We start from the raw sequence: 16,028 nt of genomic DNA, 5'->3' as shown, positions 1-16,028 counted from the left end.
ATGCTGATGGGGGAACGCAACAGACCGTTCAGAAGGGCGTAGACACCCCGGTGGCGTCGTGGTCCGGCGGCGTGGAGGTCCGGGTGCGGAGGCTCCGCGCCAGGGTGGGGATCATCACCGTCGCGGGGACGAGGTGCAGCCCGACGAGGGCGGTGGTGGTGGCGGTGTTTGCACCGGAGAGGAGGGGCGGGATCAACGAGATCGCGGTCAGCGACACTGCCGTCCACAGGAATCGCTTGGCGGGGCGAGCGCTCCAACGGAGAAGAGCGACGGCGATGACGATGCCCACGACCGAGAAGAAACCGGTCACCACGGCAAACCCGGGCAACGGAATCGTCTCGCCACCATTGGGGACCTCGAAATCGACGCCACCTGCCTGGGCAAGCGCCGCGGCGAGGGTGGTGGCCCCCATCGCTGCGAGCGTGGCGATGAAGCCGGTGACGGCGAGCCCGCGGAGTCGGTGGGTGTGGCTGGTCCGGCCCGATCCCGGGCCTGCGACGAGCCTGGCGTCATTCATGCTGGTCATGTCGTTCCTCCATCCTTCGGCAACTGACCCGGCGTCGCGTCCGAGGACCGGCCCGGGCTCGCTACTCCGTGCCGTCCGCCGGCAGGCGCTCCGGCAGTCCGAGCCGCGGGAACTGGTCGTCGTGGAACGTGACGATCTCGGTGATCGCCCCGCCGGTGATGCGCAGGACGTCGATCGTCAGCGGCAGGTACGCGCCCTCGCGCTGCTGCCAGAGGTAGAAGGCGACGGCGGGCTGCCGGTTCACGGAGGTGGGGACGGCACGCAGGCCCTTCATGCCCTCGAAGCCGCTCTCGACCCAGTCGTTCACCACCGCGTCGCGGCCGACGTGCAAACCCGGCGTGGGCGGCATCGAGCACCGGACGTCGTCCCGCAGCATCGCGGCGAGCGCCGGGACGTCCGTGGCCACGCTGGCGTCGGTGTAGCGGCGTACCAGCTCGCGCGTGCCGGCGTCCTCCTCGCCGCCGGTCCAGTCCTGCCGCTCGGCGGGCAGGTGCTCCCGCATGCCGGCGCGAGCCCGCTGCAGCGCGCTGTTCACGGAGTTGACGGAGACCCCGAGAATCTCCGCGACGTCCTTCGCCGGCCAGCCGAGCACGTCCCGCAGGATCAGCACGGCCCGCGGGCGCGGCGCGAGGTGCTGGACTGCCACCAGGTACGCCAGCTCGATCGTCTCCCGCGCGACGGCGACGGACTCCGGCCCGTCCGCGTCACCCGCGGGCAGCTCGTCGAGCAGCCGGTCCGGGTAGGGCTGCAGCCACAGCACCTCGCCGCCGGTCGCCGGCTCCGGGCGGCACTTGGCGAGCAGGTCCAGGCAGGCGTTGGTGGCGATCCGGTACAGCCAGGCCCGGAAGGTCGACCGCCCCTCGAAGGTCTCCCGCCGCCTCCAGGCACGCAGGAAGGTCTCCTGTACGGCGTCTTCTGCGTCCTCGAACGACCCGAGCATCCGGTAGCAGTGCACGTGCAGCTCCCGCCGGTGCCGCTCCGCCAGCCCCGAGAACGCCTGCTCGTCGACCTCACCCAGCCCGCTCACGCCCAGCTCCTCCAGCCGCGTGTCCGCACTCATCACGTCATCCTTCCGCCTCGTCGTGTCCGGTCGTAGGTGTGACGGGTGCGGGCGCGAAAACTCATCACCAGGGTCGGTCGGGCTGATCGAGTAAGCCTTTGCCGATCTCAGTGTGAGCAGCTGAGGTGGAGCGTCAGCACGGCCCGGACTCACTTCAGGTGTCGGTCCAAGAACCGGCACCCGTCGTCCAGCTCGAACCACGGCGTGCCGGTGTGCCCGCCCATATTGGCGTGCAGTGTCTTCTCCTTGCTGCCGAAGGCGTGGAACAGGTCCAGGGCCCGTTGCCGGGGGTTCCCTTCGTCGTCCCACTGCAGCAGGAACAGCAGCGGAATGGTGACGTGCCGGGCCTCCTCGCGCTGGGCGCGGGGCACGTATCCTCCGGCGAAGAAGCCCGCGGCCGCGATGCGCGGCTCGACCACCGCCAGCCGGATGCCGAGGGCGGCCCACCCCCCGGAGTACCCGACCGGGCCGCCGATCTCGGGCAGCTCGAGGAGGGCGTCCAGAGTGGCCCGCCATTCCGAGACCGCTTCTTCGACCAGCGGGCCGACGAAGGACTCCAAGATCTCGTCGACCGGCTCGCCTACCCGCATCGCCCGCCGGAGGTCGGCACGAGCCTGCTCGTCGGCGGCGGAACGGGGACGGCCACCGCACCCGGCGGCGTCGATGGTGGCCACCGCGTAGCCGCGCGCCGCGGTGTACCGGGCCCGGGCCACCAGCCGGGGATCCGCCTTGGGCAGGCCGTTGTTGTGGGCCATCAGGACCAGCGGGGCCGGTGCGGATCCAGGTGTCCACAGGGTGCCGGGGATCTCGCCGAGGGTGAACTCGCGCTCCAGGACACCGTCGTCGAGGCGCTGCTCAGAAGTGAATTGCACGGTCGTGCCTTTCGGGAGGGCTCTTGAACGGCGCTCCCGGACGACCTATCGCCTGACCGTGACCCCGGAGGGGAGCACCCACGTCGATACTGCGTTCACGGGTACCACCTCCTCGTTCTCTCGCACGGCCGCAGGGAGATTAGCAACGGTCGCCGTGGGCCGCCAACGGGTTTTGCGGAGGATTCGTGGCCTGATGCCGCCTCACCACGTAGGACACGGTCCTGGACCAAGAGGCCGTAGCACGGCCGGCCTCGCCCGGCGCCCCCGTCACCGCCTCAGCTTTCGATCGATTCGTAGTCGAACCAGTCGAAGTGCACAGTGCCTGCCGAGGCGAACATCCCGATGACCCGGCCGGTGAAGCCGCCTGCGACCTCCGTGGACAGGTACCGGCCGTCGAGCGAGGCGAGTCGGACGAATGCGCCGTCCGGTTCCTCCACGCCGATGGAGACGGTGTCGGGTCCGGTGCGGGCGTCGTTCAGTTCCTGTACGGCGGCCACCTCGATGCGGAGGACCACGGGTCCTGCGGGTGTCGGCCGGGATGCGACGACGGAGTCCAGGGGGCCGATGCGGGCCCGCACACGCACCTCGCCGGACACCGCCTCGATCTCGTAATGATGCTGCTCGTCGAGGCGGACGGCGAGGCCGCCACGTCCTTGCGCCGGGTCGATCAGGGCGCGTACCCGGCAGGACGGATGCTGCTGCCGGCGGCCGACGAAGGTGACGTCGGTTTCGTCGAGCGATCCGCCGCGTGCGCGCAGGGTCAGCCAGCCCGGCCGTTCCTTCGTCGTGCAGTCCTCCGGGAGGCGGCGACGCGGCGAGACCCAGCGTGGAGCGAGCTCGCTGAGGTCGAAGTCGTCCCGGACCGGCTCGGCGGGACCGGGCCGCAGCGGCCAAGGGGGTGCGGCCATGACGGGCATCAGCTCGCCGACGACCGGCCATCCGTCGACCCAGTCGACCGGCACCAGGAACGTCTCCCGGCCCAGTACGTGCCAGCCGGGGCTGCCGCCGCCCGGCCGTACGCCGAGCAGGACCATCCACCACGAGCCGTCGGGCGCCTCCACCAGGTCCGCGTGGCCGGTGTTCTGGATGGGGTGGTCGGTGCCACGGTGGGTCAGGATCGGGTTGGCCGGGCACGGTTCGAAGGGGCCGTCGGGCGTGCGGCCGCGGGCGATCGAGACGCCGTGGCAGCGCTCGGTGCCGCCCTCGGCGATGAGCAGGTACCAGTAGTCGCCGATGCGGTAGAGGTGCGGCGCCTCCGGAGCCTTGGCACCGGGAGTGCCGGACCACAGGCGCCGCGGCTCACCGAGTGTCTGTCCGGTGTGCGGGTCGATGCGAATCTGGCTGACTCCCGCGACCGTGCACCAGCAGTTTCCCTCGTCGTCCCAGGCGAGATCCGGGTCGATGCCGTGCACTCCGGGCAGCCGGATCGGATCGGACCAGGGGCCGGCCGGGTCGGTGGCCGTGAACAGCAGATTGCCGTCGCCGCTCACGTTGGTGACGATCAGCCAGAAACGTCCGTCGTGGTGGCGCAGGGTGGGTGCGTAGAGGCCGCCCGAGGAAGGCGAGTCGGGCGGCAGCCTCAGCTGACTCGGCCGGTCGAGCGCGTTGCCGATCTGCGTCCAGTGCACCAGGTCCCGGCTGTGGAAGAGGGGAATGCCCGGGAAGTACTCGAAGCTGGAACAGGCCAGGTAGTAGTCCTCGCCCGCCCGGCAGATGCTCGGATCCGGGTGGAAGCCGGGGAGCACAGGGTTGTTGATGGTGTTGCCCGTCCGGGGAGTGCCCGACACCCTCATCGAGTCCCTTCTCCGTGGTGGAGTGAGAAAGTTTCGTCGGCTGTGTCAGATAGTTTCCCGCGGAGGCTAGCGACAGCCATTACGTGGGTCAATGCCTCGCACCCGCCTCCGGAGGTCAACTCGCGGGCGGAGCCGTACTCTCCCGGACGGTCAGAGTCGTCGCGAGCTCCAGCCTCGCCTGGGGCGCCTCCTCGCCACGACCCAGCGTGAGCGCCAGCTCGGTCGCGGCCACTGCCATCTCCGTCAAGGGCTGGTGGACGGTGGTCAGGGGCGGGTCCACCCAGGCGACGACCGGCAGGTCGTCGAATCCGACGACGCTCAGGTCGTCGGGGATGCGCAGGCCGGCCTCGCGTGCCGCCTGGTACACGCCGAGCGCCTGCAGGTCGTTGGCGGCGAAGATCGCTGTCGGGCGTTCGGGCAGAGCCAGCAGGGCACGGGCCGCCATGCAGCCGTCCTCCCGGGTGAGCGGGGCGTGGACGACCAGCTCCGGATGGACCGGCAGGCCGGCGGCCTGCATCGCGGAACGGTAGCCGTCCAGCCGGGCGGTGCAGCAGAGCAGGTCCTCGGGCCCGCTGATCATCGCGATGCGGCGGTGCCCCAGCTCGGTGAGGTGGCGGGTCGCGGCCCGGCCGCCGGACCAGTTCGTGGCACCCACGAACGGGACGTCGTCCGGCAGCTCCGTGGTCGGGTCGAAGACGACGAACGGGATGCCCTTCGCCTTGAGTTGTTCACGCTCGGCCTCGGAGAGCTGGGCCACGGACAGCACGCAGTTCGGACGCCGGGAGACGGTGTCGTCCCAGCTGGGCGTGGCGGTGTCATGCAGACCGAACTCGGAGACCATGACTCCGACGCGATGCCGACGGGCCACACGCTCCACGCCCCGGATGATCTCCACCGCCCACATGTCCTTGAGCTCGCGGAACACCAGCTCCACGACGTTGCTCCGGCCCGCCCCGGAGGGCTTGCGGTAGCCGTACTGGTTGACCAGCGCCTCGACCCGGGCGCGGGTGTCCGCGGACACGCCCGACTTGCCGTTGATCACTTTGGACACGGTCGGGACCGAAACCCCCGCCGACTCGGCGATGTACGCGATGGTGACCGGCCGGGGCGTGTCGCTCTGCCCGCCGTCCCGGTCCCCCGGGCCTTCGGCTGCGTAGTCGGCCAACGTCGCCTTCCCGATCATCGAACCGCTCGCGCCCGGCGGTGGCCCGACGCGAAAGCGGCTTGAACAGCACCGACATGAATGTGCGCCGCCATTCTGGCACCTCTCACCGACGAGCCTGCGGCCTCACAGAACCCCCACTTTTAATTCTCCGCCGCCGCACACCGAAAGTTTCTCTCTTCGGGCGACACATGCCCGGTCCCGCGGCGGCGAGATCACCTCTGGCGGCGCGACGGACCACCGTTGCGCCGCCACAGCGGTCCGGAGCGTTCAACCGATCGGTTGAACCAAGGTTCCACCGCCGGCACGGCCCACCGCTCCGTCCGGGCGACGCGAAGTCCCGCTCCACCACGCAAGGATGGCCATCGCCCATGGCGCCAGGGTCTTGCACTCCTCCTCCCCCCGACAGAGAGGTCTCCTCAGCGTGTCCAGCTTCCTCAGCAGACGACGTGTCCTCGCCACCGGAGCAGGTGCCGCACTCGGTCTCGGCGCGATGGACGCCGGCGCGACCTCCGCCTCGGCCTCCCCGGCCACAGCCGCACGGCGCGGTGCCGGGCCCGAGGAGACGCGCACGCTCGACGAGCTGTACCAGGCTGCCCTCAAGGAGGGCGGGAAGCTCGTCGTCTACAGCGGTGGGGACACCCCGACCCAGCAGGACGGCACCAGGGCGGCCTTCAAGGCCCGCTTCCCCGACATCGACCTGACGATCGTCGTCGACTACAGCAAGTACCACGACGTCCGCCTCGACAACCAGTTCGCCACCGGCACCGTCGTCCCCGACGTCGTACAGCTGCAGACCCTTCAGGACTTCGTCCGCTGGAAGCAGCAGGGCCGGCTGCTGCACTACAAGCCCGCCGGATTCTCGAAGCTGTACGACGGGTTCAAGGACCCGCAGGGCGCCTGGGTCGCCGTGGCCGCGATCGCCTTCAGCTTCCTGTACGGCACCGCGGCCGTGGGCTCGGACGCGCCCCGCAGCCCACTCGACCTGATCGACCCGAAGTGGAAGGGAAAGATCGCCTCGTCGTACCCGCACGACGACGACGCCGTCCTTTACCTCTACGCGCTGTACGCCCGCACCTACGGCTGGGACTGGGTGGCCGGGCTCGCCGCCCAGGACGTGCGGTTCTCGCGCGGCAGCAACACCCCGGGCGAGGCCGTCTTCTCCGGGCAGAAGGCGATCGGCATCGGCACCGCGGGCTCGGCGGTCCCCTCGTCCTCCTCCCCCGCGAGGTTCGTGATCGCCGACGGGCACCCGTTCATGGCCTGGGGGCAGCGCGCGGCGATCCTCAAGCAGGCCGAGAACACCACGGCCGCCAAGCTGTACCTCAACTGGCAGCTGTCCGCCGAGACACAGAGGAACTCCTTCAACGGCTGGTCGGTGCGCACCGACATCACGCCCCCGGCCGGGCTGAAGCCGATCTGGGAGTACCCCGACGCCCACCTGGACGGCTTCCCGAAGTTCATGGCCGACCGCGCCGAGGTCGAGCGCTGGAAGCAGACCTTCGCCCTCTACTTCGGCGAGGTCAAGGGCGACCCCACACCCGGCTGGCTCGGACTGCGCCCCGGAGCCTGACCCCGCCCACCGCTCTTCACATCACTCATACAGGCGGTGGATAGACTCGGGCCCCTGTCCCGATGGATCTTTCGTCCAGGGGGTTCGTCGTGTCCGACCACCGCCCCGCCCGCACTCCCGCACCGGCCAGGGGCGAGTCATTCGCCCTGCGGCACGTCCCGCATCTGGTGTTCTTCGTCGTCGTCGGCGCTGCGTTGGTCCGGCTCGCCTCGCTGAACATCGCGCTGTGCTGGGAGATCGTGGCCGTCAGCGGGCTGCTCGCCACGACGTACGCGGCAGGGCTGGTGCTGTGGCGGAGACTGGGTCCGCCGGCCCGGCACATCTGGGTCGCGGCCCTGCTGGTGCTGTGGGCGGTGCTCGTGTTCCGCACTCCGCCGTTCCTGACCAACGCCTACGTCTGGTGTGCCGTACCGCTGGCGTGTGCGGCCCTGCGTGCACTCGGCCGGCGGACGGCCGGGGTCGCGGTGGCCGCCATCACGCTTGTGCTGGTGGGTCAACTCACCCGCACCGTCGGCGGGTTCGACCCGGAGCTGGTGCTGATCCCGGTGGCGGCCGTCTGGGGCACCGTGGCCCTGTACCGGGGGCAGCAGCGTGAGGCCGCGGAACGTCAGCGCCTGGTCGAGGAGTTGCGCGGCACGCGTGACGTGCTGGCCCGGGAACAGCGCCGGGCCGGCGTACTGGCGGAACGCGAGCGCATCGCCCGGGATCTGCACGACACGCTCGCCCAGGACCTGTCCGCCAGCGTGATGCTGCTGCAGGCCGCCCAGCGGGACTGGGAGGAGCGCCCGGACATGGCGCGTACGCGGGTGCGCGCGGTGACCGACGGCCTGGACGCCGGTCTCGCCGAGACCCGTCGGATCATCCGGGACCTCACCCCGTCCACGGTCGCCGAGGCCGGACTGGAGGGCTCCCTGCGCCTGCTGTGCGCCCGCGCGCAGGAGGACGGAACGGCACAGCGTGTGCAGTTCCGCTCGGTCGGAACCCGGCGCACCGACCTGGACGAGCAGGCCGCCGCCGCTCTGTTCCGCCTGGCGCAGAGCATGCTGGCCAACGTCCGCGAACACGCACGGGCCACCCATCTGCTGGTGACCCTGCGCCGGCACCCGGACCGCGTCGAACTCGACGTGTGCGACAACGGTGTCGGCTTCCGACCCGATCCCACCGACGGCACGCGCCTCTCCGGTCGGGGCTACGGCCTCCCGACGGCGCGGGCGCGACTTCGCGAATACGGCGGTGACCTCGATGTCGACAGCGCTCCCGGCCGGGGCACCCGGATCCGGGCCACCGTCCCCACGCGGCCACGGACCGGCTCGGTCGCGCCCCTGGCCGAGGCGGTCCGATGACGACCTCGGAGCTGCGCCGGCTGCGGCTGCTGATCGCCGACGACCACATCGTCGTACGGGCCGGGTTGCGGGCCGTACTCGACGGTGAGGCGGATCTGGAGGTGATCGCCGAGGCGGGCAGCGGTGAGGAGGCCGTACGCCTCGCTCTCGACCTGGCGCCCGACGTCGTGCTGATGGACCTCCGGTTCGCAAGCGGCGACCACGGCATCGACGGCGTCGAAGCGGTACGCCGGCTCGCCGCCGAAGCTCCGGGGACACCGGTGGTGATGCTGACCAGCTACGCCGGAGTCGCCGACGTCGTACGCGCGCTGGAGGCCGGCGCGCGCGGCTATGCGCTCAAGGCGGGGCCGCCCGACGACCTCTTCCGGGCCGTACGCGGCGCAGCGGCGGGCGGTATGGGGCTCGCACCGGCGATCGTGGGCGACCTCGTCGGTCAAGTGGTGAGCCCGGCACCGGACCTGACCGTGCGCGAGCGGCAGGTCGTCCGGCTGATGGCCGACGGGCACAGCAACCGTTCCATCGCCGAGTCGCTGTTCCTCACCGAGGCGACCGTCAAGACCCACCTGGTGCGCATCTACCGGAAACTCGGCGTCGACAACAGGGCAGCGGCGGTCTCCGAAGCGGTCCGGCGCGGTCTGCTGGAACTCACGTAGCAGTGACGAGCAGAAGCGACTGCCTGGATTGAAGTCAGCCGGGTCCTCCCCGAGTCGGCGGCTCCGGTGGTTTCCGGGCCGCCGACTCCCGTGAGGGCGGGCAAGGGCCGTCACTTCTTCGCCATGAGGTCCTTGAGCGCGATGTTGAGTTCCAGGACGTTCACCCGGGGCTCGCCGATGAAGCCGAGGGTGCGGCCCTCGGTATGCGTGTCGACGAGCTGTCGTACCTCGGCGACGGGCAGGTGGTTCCGGTAGGCGACCCGGTGCACCTGAAGGCCGGCGTACTGCGGGGAGATGTCCGGGTCCAGACCGGAGCCGGACGAGGTGACCGCGTCGGCGGGGATTTTGGAGGGCTTCACCGTGTAGCCGGGCACGGAGTTGTCCCTGATGACTTTCGCCTTCGCCTCCTTCACCCACTTGATGAGTTCGGGGTTGTCGGCGGAGCGGTTCGTGGCGCCGGAAAGGATCAGCTTGTACTGGGTGTTGACCGAGTTCTCACCGAGCCCGTTGGCGGGGCGCGGCTGGAAGTAGTCCAGGCTGTATCCCTGTTGGCCGATGAGCGAGGAGCCGACGACCTTGCCGTCCGCCTTGATCTCGGAGCCGTTCGCCTTGTTGTGGAACAGGCCCTGTGCGATGCCGATGACGATCAGTGGGTAGATGACGCCGGTCACCAGCGTCAGCACGAGGAGGGCACGCAGGCCCGCCCCGAGCAGCCGGGCGGTGTTCATGACGGAGTTGTTCATGGCGATCAGCCGATTCCGGGGATGAGGGAGATGAGCAGGTCGATGAGCTTGATGCCGATGAACGGAGCGACCAGGCCTCCGAGGCCGTAGATCGTCAGGTTCCGGCGCAGCATCCTGTCGGCGCTGACCGGCCGGTACCGCACGCCCTTCAGCGACAGCGGCACCAGCGCGATGATGATCAGCGCGTTGAAGACGACCGCGGACAGGATCGCGGAGTCGGGCGAGGACAGGTCCATGATGTTGAGCTTGTCCAGGCCCGGGTAGACGGCCGCGAACAGCGCCGGGATGATCGCGAAGTACTTGGCGACGTCGTTGGCGATGGAGAACGTCGTCAACGCACCCCGGGTGATGAGGAGTTGCTTGCCGATCTCGACGATCTCGATGAGCTTGGTCGGGTTGGAGTCGAGGTCGACCATGTTGCCGGCCTCCTTGGCGGCCGACGTGCCGGTGTTCATCGCCACGCCGACGTCCGCCTGCGCCAGCGCGGGCGCGTCGTTCGTACCGTCGCCGGTCATCGCGACCAGCTTGCCGCCGGCCTGCTCCCGCTTGATCAGCGCCATCTTGTCCTCGGGAGTGGCCTCCGCGAGGAAGTCGTCGACGCCGGCCTCCTCCGCGATCGCCTTGGCCGTCAGCGAGTTGTCACCCGTGATCATGACGGTCTTGATGCCCATGCGGCGCAGTTCCTCGAACCGCTCCCGCATGCCGCCCTTGACGACGTCCTTGAGGTGAATCACGCCGAGGATCCGGGCGCCCCGCGCGTCGTCCACCGCGACCAGCAGCGGCGTGCCGCCGGCCTCGGAGATGCGGTTGGCGATCCGGTCCGCGTCGTCGGCGACCGTGCCGCCCTGCTCCCGCACCCAGGCGATGACCGAAGCGGCCGCACCCTTGCGGACCCTGCGACCGTCCCCGTCCACGCCCGACATGCGGGTCTGGGCGGTGAAGGTGATCCATTCGGCGTGGGCCAACTCGCCCTGGTGCCGCTCCCGCAGCCCGTACTTCTCCTTCGCCAGTACGACTACGGAGCGGCCCTCGGGCGTCTCGTCGGCCAGCGAGGACAACTGGGCGGCGTCGGCGACCTCGGCCTCCGTCGTACCGCTCACCGGCAGGAACTCGGCGGCCTGTCGGTTGCCGAGGGTGATGGTGCCGGTCTTGTCGAGCAGCAGCGTGGAGACGTCGCCGGCGGCCTCGACTGCCCTGCCCGACATGGCGAGTACGTTGCGCTGGACCAGGCGGTCCATGCCCGCGATGCCGATCGCGGAGAGCAGGGCGCCGATCGTCGTGGGGATGAGGCAGACGAGGAGCGCGACCAGCACGACCATCGTCAGATGCGTACCGGCGTAGTCCGCGAACGGCGGCAGGGTCGCCACCGCCAGCAGGAACACGATCGTCAGCGAGGCGAGCAGGATGTTCAACGCGATCTCGTTCGGCGTCTTCTGCCGCGCCGCGCCTTCGACCAGATTGATCATCCGGTCGATGAAGGTCTCGCCCGGCCTCGTCGTGATCTTGATGACGATGCGGTCCGAGAGGACCTTCGTACCGCCGGTCACGGCGCTCCGGTCGCCGCCGGACTCACGGATGACCGGGGCCGACTCCCCGGTGATCGCCGACTCGTCGACGCTTGCCACGCCCTCGACGACGTCACCGTCACCGGGGATGACGTCACCGGCCTCGCAGACGACGAGGTCGCCGATCCTCAACTCGGTTCCGGATACCCGCTCTTCCGACCCGTCGATGAGCAGTCGGCGGGCCACCGTGTCCGTCTTGGCTTTACGCAGCGTGTCGGCCTGCGCCTTGCCGCGCCCCTCGGCGACCGCCTCCGCCAGATTGGCGAAGACCACCGTCAGCCACAGCCACGCGCTGATAACCCAGCCGAACCAGTCACCCGGGTCCTTGAACGAGAAGACCGTGGTCAGCACCGACCCGATCCACACCACGAACATCACGGGCGACTTCACCATCACCCGGGGATCGAGCTTGCGGAAGGCGTCCGGCAGCGACTTGACCAGCTGCTTCGGATCGAAGAGACCCGCACCGACACGGCCCTCGGGGGCCTTGTGCCCCGTGGGTGCGTCCTGGTGAGGCGCAAGGGTGGGAGTGGCCATCGAGTCCTGCTTCTTCACGTCGGTGGTCATGAGGCCAGCCCCTCGGCCAGCGGACCCAGCGCCAGTGCCGGGAAATAGGTCAGACCGGTGATGATGAGAATCGCGCCCACCAACAACCCGGTGAACAGCGGCCTTTCCGTGCGCAGGGTGCCCGCGGTGGCCGGCACCGGCGTCTGCTCGGCGAGCGAACCGGCCAGCGCCAGCACGAACACCATCGGCACGAAGCGGCCGAGCAGCATGCACAGGCCCAGCGTGGTGTTGAACCACTGGGTGTCCGCGTTCAGACCGGCGAAGGCCGAGCCGTTGTTGTTGGAGGCGGACGTGTAGGCGTAGAGGATCTCGGAGAATCCGTGCGCGCCGGAGTTGGTCATGGAGTGCGCCGGGGTCGGCAGCGCCATCGCCGCGGCCGTGAACACGAGGACGAGCGCCGGGGTGACGAGGATGTAGCAGGCCGCCAGCTTGATCTCGCGGGTGCCGATCTTCCTGCCCAGGTATTCGGGCGTACGGCCGACCATCAACCCGGCGATGAACACCGCGATGACCGCCATGATCAGCATGCCGTAGAGGCCGGAGCCCACACCGCCGGGCGCGATCTCGCCCAGCATCATGCCGAGCATGGTGATGCCGCCGCCGAGGCCGGTGAAGGAGGAGTGGAAGGAGTCCACCGCACCGGTGGAGGTGAGCGTGGTCGACGTCGCGAAGATGGACGAGGCGCCGACGCCGAAGCGTACCTCCTTGCCCTCGTACGCCCCGCCCGCGATCTCGAACGCCGGGCCGTGGTGGGCGAACTCGGTCCACATCATCAGGGCGACGAAGCCCAGCCAGATGGTGCCCATCGTCGCGAGGATCGCGTAGCCCTGCTTCACGCTGCCGACCATCAGACCGAAGGTGCGGGTCAGCGCGAACGGGACGACCAGGATCAGGAAGATCTCGAAGAGGTTCGAGAACGGGGTCGGGTTCTCGAACGGATGCGCGGAGTTGGCGTTGAAATAGCCGCCACCGTTGGTGCCGATCTCCTTGATGGCCTCCTGCGAAGCGACCGCACCGCCGTTCCACTGCTGCTGCCCGCCCATGAACTGGCCGACCTCGTGGATGCCGGAGAAGTTCTGGATCACGCCGCAGGCCACCAGCACGACCGCGGCGACGGCCGCCAGCGGCACGAGAATGCGGACGACACCCCGCACCAGGTCCGACCAGAAGTTGCCCAGCTCACCACTGCGCGAGCGCGCGAACCCGCGCACCAACGCCACCGCGACGGCCATGCCGACCGCCGCGGAGACGAAGTTCTGCACGGCCAGCCCGGCGGTCTGCACGACGTGGCCCATGGTCTGCTCGCCGTAGTACGACTGCCAGTTGGTGTTGGTCACGAAGGACACGGCGGTGTTGAACGCCTGGTCCGGATCGACCGACGCGAAGCCGAGCGAGCCGGGCAGGACACCCTGGAGCCGCTGCAGCAAGTAGAGGAAGAGGACACCGACGGCCGAGAAGGCGAGGACGCCACGCAGGTACGCGGGCCAGGTCATCTCGATGTCGGGGTTGGCACCGATGCCCTGGTAGATCCATCTCTCGACGCGCAGGTGCTTCGTCGAGGAGTAGACCTTGGCCATGAAATTACCGAGGGGAAGGTAAACGAGCGCCAGAGCGCCTATGAGGGCCAGCAGTTGGAGCACGCCGGCCAGTACGGGACCCATGTCTGCTCTCAGAACCTCTCCGGGAAGATCAGGGCGAGGACGAGATAACCCAGCAGGGCGACGGCCACGACCAGGCCGACGACGTTCTCGACGGTCACAGCTTCGTCACCCCCTTGGCGACGAGAGCCACCACCGCGAAACCCGCAATGGTGGTGAGGACGAAGGCCAGATCGGCCATCGCGTACTCCTGGAGTGAGGTTCGGCGAAATCGGACGCTTAGAGGAAAACGCCTCCTTGGCCGGATCACGTCACCCATTGACGGCTCTCTTACGGCCGCACGTACGGCTTTGACGAGACTCTTACGCCCCTGACCAGGACCGGCGAGGAGACCGCCGTGCCGGTCGGCGCCGGGCCCAGTGGCGCTGCCAGGGGCTTCGCACTGAGCTCAATTCGTCTTGTCCTCGGCACGGTCCAGGAGCCTGTCGCGTCGGATGCCCAGAGCGCTCAGCGAGTCCTTGGCGAGGTCCGCCAGGGCGGCCGGGCACAGCAGGTGGTCCAACGGCGCCTTGTGCGCGCGGTTCCGTTCGTAGAGGGCACGTCCTCCGGAGCTGCTCAGCTTGAGGCCGAGTGCGGCGGCGTCCGGGCTGCTGGGCAGTGCCGGGTGCCGGTCGTGCGCGCACGTCGCGCCTGCATAGTGCGGCAGCGTCATCTCCAGCGCCGCGATCAGTTCATCGAGTACGGAGACGTTCCGTACGAAGTCGGAGGCGGCGTACCAAGCGACCGCTATGGCGACCAGCAGGCGGCCGGGACGATCCGCCGGGCTGGCCGACCGCAGCTCCCCCGCCTGAATGAAGATCTCCTCGTCGATGTCGGTCCCCGGGTCCGGGTAGCCGTGCAACATGGCGGACAGCGTGTCGATGGTGTCCTGTACCCCCACCGGGAGGCGGGGCGGGACATCCGCGGCCGAGCCGGGCTCGATGATGTCCAGGGCGATCCGCGCGAGTCCGGCGACATTGCGTGGGCAGAGCCACTGCTCACGGGGGTGGTTTTCCTCCCATGCGCCGTTCGGGTCGGAGAGGTTGCACACCTGCCCGGCGAGGTCTTCGTCGAACTCGGCTTCATGCTCCCGGTAGGGGTGGGTCTCGTGCTCGCAGGGCCGGTCGCGCAGGGCGCCGTCGGCCGCCTCCAGGGCAGCTCTGGCCTCCGGCACGACGCCGTCGCCCGGCGCCCAGGCGAGATAGGGCGCCATCATCAGCAAACCGATCGTCCACACATAGGCCGACACCCCGCCCGGGTCGGCGGCGAGGCGCGCGGCGCAGTCCAGGACCGTCCGGTCGTACGCGTCGTTGTGTGCGTCGTCGTACTCCTCGCGGATCTCCTCCCAGGAGCGGGCAAGTTCGTCGAGCGGCATGTAGTCGGTGATCACCAGGTGACCTTAAAGGCGTGTCTTTCGGACCGGCCCGACCGGGGCAGCGGTACCTCACAGGCTGACTCGATCACCCGTGGCCGTCCCTCACGCCAGGACGCCGGTGTACGGCGGTGAAATGCCCGTTACGCTGCGGCTATGCGTGGCAGGCATGGACGCCGGTGAAGGGCTGGAGGAGCATGGACATCGAACTCCGGCACCTGCGGGCCTTCACCTCGGTGGCCCGTCATCGCTCGTTGTCCCGGGCCGCCGAGGAACTGCTGATCACGCAGCCGGCGCTGAGCCGTACGATCGCGCAGTTGGAAGGCAACCTGAGCGTCCGGCTGTTCGGCCGCTCCTCACGGCACGTCGAACTGACCGACACCGGCGCGGAGTTCCTCGTCCATGCCGAGCGCGTCCTCGCCACCCTGGACGAGGCCCTCGCGGTCGTCACTCACCGCGTCACCCTCCGGCTCGGCTTCAGCTGGCTGCTGCCCGATCCCTGGGCGCAGCGGACGGTCAGCCGCTTCGAGGAGAGCACGGGAGCGACGGTCGCCCTGACCCGAACCGACGATCCACTTCAGGCGCTGCGCCGGCGCACCGGCGACATCGCGGTGGTCCGGGGCAACGTCGACGCGCCGACGGGGGCGCGGACGGTGCATCTGTTCGACGAGCCGCGCATCGCCGTATGTTCCGAGCGCTGCGATCTGACCCGCCTCGGCCGTCTGGACTGGACGGACGTCCAGCACTGGCCCCTGGTCGTCAACATGGTCAGTGGTACGACCGGGCCCTGGTCGTGGCCCGCGGACCAGCGTCCGGACCGGATCATCGAAACGTCGAACTACGACGAATGGCTGGAGTCGGTGGCCGCCAACCGAGGTATCGGCATCGTCCCGGAGGTCGCACAGCGCCGTACCCAGCACCCCGCAGTCGTCTTCGTCCCCCTCACCAACGCACCCCCGAGCCCGGTCAGCCTCGTCCACATGTCCGACGCCCGGCGGAGACTGATCCGCCGGTTCCTGGAAGCCGCCGTACGGACTGCGGCGGAATGACGCCCGCCTCGAGCCGGTGAGCAGCATCGATGCCTGCCACGCATGCATGCGTCACCACAGGCATTTCACGCGCCGCCAGGTCGTCCCTAGCGTCGATGGTGTGAGCGAAACGA

Annotated in this window: 15 protein-coding genes; 4 read left to right on the top strand and 11 right to left on the bottom strand. The window is 69.5% G+C overall.

The window, feature by feature from the left end:
- Positions 1-28: 28 nt before the first annotated feature.
- From ACZ7L6_RS30825 to ACZ7L6_RS30805, 5 genes are all read right to left on the bottom strand, one after another.
- Positions 29-526: a DUF6069 family protein gene (locus ACZ7L6_RS30825; protein WP_471929520.1), complete on the bottom strand. Its 498-nt coding sequence runs from the start codon at positions 524-526 to the stop codon at positions 29-31.
- A 61-nt stretch (positions 527-587) separates the two neighbouring features.
- Entirely contained in the window at positions 588-1,586 is a 999-nt protein-coding gene (locus ACZ7L6_RS30820; RefSeq protein ID WP_471929518.1) for an RNA polymerase subunit sigma-70, read from the bottom strand.
- A gap of 149 nt (positions 1,587-1,735) precedes the next feature.
- Positions 1,736-2,458: a dienelactone hydrolase family protein gene (locus tag ACZ7L6_RS30815; protein WP_471929516.1), complete on the bottom strand. Its 723-nt coding sequence runs from the start codon at positions 2,456-2,458 to the stop codon at positions 1,736-1,738.
- Between the two features lie 275 nt (positions 2,459-2,733).
- Positions 2,734-4,251, bottom strand: coding sequence for a glycoside hydrolase family 43 protein (locus ACZ7L6_RS30810; RefSeq protein ID WP_471929514.1), 1,518 nt, complete (start codon positions 4,249-4,251; stop codon positions 2,734-2,736).
- Positions 4,252-4,366: 115 nt separating this feature from the next.
- A complete protein-coding gene (locus ACZ7L6_RS30805; protein WP_471929512.1) occupies positions 4,367-5,434 on the bottom strand; it encodes a LacI family DNA-binding transcriptional regulator in 1,068 nt (355 codons plus the stop codon).
- Between the two features lie 403 nt (positions 5,435-5,837).
- Here ACZ7L6_RS30805 and ACZ7L6_RS30800 point away from each other — a divergent pair, with 403 nt between their 5' ends.
- The 3 genes from ACZ7L6_RS30800 (at position 5,838) to ACZ7L6_RS30790 (ending at position 8,982) form a co-directional block, all read left to right on the top strand.
- Positions 5,838-6,986 carry an ABC transporter substrate-binding protein gene (locus ACZ7L6_RS30800; protein ID WP_471929510.1) on the top strand — a complete coding sequence of 383 codons (1,149 nt, stop codon included), beginning with the start codon at positions 5,838-5,840 and terminating at the stop codon, positions 6,984-6,986.
- 89 nt (positions 6,987-7,075) lie between these two features.
- Positions 7,076-8,329 (top strand): sensor histidine kinase, encoded by a 1,254-nt coding sequence (locus ACZ7L6_RS30795; protein WP_471929508.1) that lies wholly within the window; start codon positions 7,076-7,078, stop codon positions 8,327-8,329.
- Entirely contained in the window at positions 8,326-8,982 is a 657-nt protein-coding gene (locus ACZ7L6_RS30790) for a response regulator transcription factor (RefSeq protein WP_471929506.1), read from the top strand. The genes ACZ7L6_RS30795 and ACZ7L6_RS30790 overlap by 4 nt, the downstream gene beginning before the upstream one ends.
- A gap of 110 nt (positions 8,983-9,092) precedes the next feature.
- Here the strand turns inward: ACZ7L6_RS30790 and ACZ7L6_RS30785 are convergent, their stop codons facing one another.
- The 6 genes from ACZ7L6_RS30785 to ACZ7L6_RS30760 form a co-directional block, all read right to left on the bottom strand.
- Positions 9,093-9,725, bottom strand: a complete 633-nt coding sequence (locus tag ACZ7L6_RS30785) for a potassium-transporting ATPase subunit C (protein WP_471929504.1) — start codon at positions 9,723-9,725, stop codon at positions 9,093-9,095.
- A gap of 5 nt (positions 9,726-9,730) precedes the next feature.
- Positions 9,731-11,857 (bottom strand): potassium-transporting ATPase subunit KdpB, encoded by a 2,127-nt coding sequence (gene kdpB / locus ACZ7L6_RS30780; protein ID WP_471929502.1) that lies wholly within the window; start codon positions 11,855-11,857, stop codon positions 9,731-9,733.
- On the bottom strand, positions 11,854-13,518 hold the full coding sequence (gene kdpA / locus ACZ7L6_RS30775; RefSeq protein WP_471929500.1) for a potassium-transporting ATPase subunit KdpA: 1,665 nt from the start codon (positions 13,516-13,518) through the stop codon (positions 11,854-11,856). The genes kdpB and kdpA overlap by 4 nt, the downstream gene beginning before the upstream one ends.
- Positions 13,519-13,526: 8 nt before the next feature.
- A complete protein-coding gene (gene kdpF, locus ACZ7L6_RS30770; RefSeq protein ID WP_037770757.1) occupies positions 13,527-13,616 on the bottom strand; it encodes a K(+)-transporting ATPase subunit F in 90 nt (29 codons plus the stop codon).
- Positions 13,613-13,774 carry a hypothetical protein gene (locus ACZ7L6_RS30765; protein ID WP_471929498.1) on the bottom strand — a complete coding sequence of 54 codons (162 nt, stop codon included), beginning with the start codon at positions 13,772-13,774 and terminating at the stop codon, positions 13,613-13,615. Before ACZ7L6_RS30765 ends, kdpF begins: the two co-directional genes overlap by 4 nt.
- A 129-nt stretch (positions 13,775-13,903) precedes the next feature.
- Positions 13,904-14,884 carry a hypothetical protein gene (locus ACZ7L6_RS30760; RefSeq protein WP_471929496.1) on the bottom strand — a complete coding sequence of 327 codons (981 nt, stop codon included), beginning with the start codon at positions 14,882-14,884 and terminating at the stop codon, positions 13,904-13,906.
- 179 nt (positions 14,885-15,063) lie between these two features.
- Between ACZ7L6_RS30760 and ACZ7L6_RS30755 the strand changes: the two genes are divergently transcribed.
- On the top strand, positions 15,064-15,915 hold the full coding sequence (locus ACZ7L6_RS30755; protein ID WP_471929494.1) for a LysR family transcriptional regulator: 852 nt from the start codon (positions 15,064-15,066) through the stop codon (positions 15,913-15,915).
- Positions 15,916-16,028 lie beyond the last annotated feature (113 nt).

This window comes from Streptomyces sp. NPDC107522, from assembly GCF_055657525.1.
Note: the sequence above shows the minus strand (reverse complement) of the source record. Positions and strands in the feature narration are given on the sequence as shown.

What these genes read in the sequence shown, in the direction of transcription:
- ACZ7L6_RS30825 (WP_471929520.1), bottom strand. Translation starts at nt 526, where the DNA reads ATGACCAGCATGAATGACGCCAGGCTCGTCGCAGGCCCGGGATCGGGC.
- ACZ7L6_RS30820 (WP_471929518.1), bottom strand. Translation starts at nt 1,586, where the DNA reads ATGAGTGCGGACACGCGGCTGGAGGAGCTGGGCGTGAGCGGGCTGGGT.
- ACZ7L6_RS30810 (WP_471929514.1), bottom strand. Translation starts at nt 4,251, where the DNA reads ATGAGGGTGTCGGGCACTCCCCGGACGGGCAACACCATCAACAACCCT.
- ACZ7L6_RS30805 (WP_471929512.1), bottom strand. Translation starts at nt 5,434, where the DNA reads ATGATCGGGAAGGCGACGTTGGCCGACTACGCAGCCGAAGGCCCGGGG.
- ACZ7L6_RS30790 (WP_471929506.1), top strand. Translation starts at nt 8,326, where the DNA reads ATGACGACCTCGGAGCTGCGCCGGCTGCGGCTGCTGATCGCCGACGAC.
- ACZ7L6_RS30785 (WP_471929504.1), bottom strand. Translation starts at nt 9,725, where the DNA reads ATGAACAACTCCGTCATGAACACCGCCCGGCTGCTCGGGGCGGGCCTG.
- kdpB (WP_471929502.1), bottom strand. Translation starts at nt 11,857, where the DNA reads ATGACCACCGACGTGAAGAAGCAGGACTCGATGGCCACTCCCACCCTT.
- kdpA (WP_471929500.1), bottom strand. Translation starts at nt 13,518, where the DNA reads ATGGGTCCCGTACTGGCCGGCGTGCTCCAACTGCTGGCCCTCATAGGC.
- ACZ7L6_RS30765 (WP_471929498.1), bottom strand. Translation starts at nt 13,774, where the DNA reads ATGGGTGACGTGATCCGGCCAAGGAGGCGTTTTCCTCTAAGCGTCCGA.
- ACZ7L6_RS30755 (WP_471929494.1), top strand. Translation starts at nt 15,064, where the DNA reads ATGGACATCGAACTCCGGCACCTGCGGGCCTTCACCTCGGTGGCCCGT.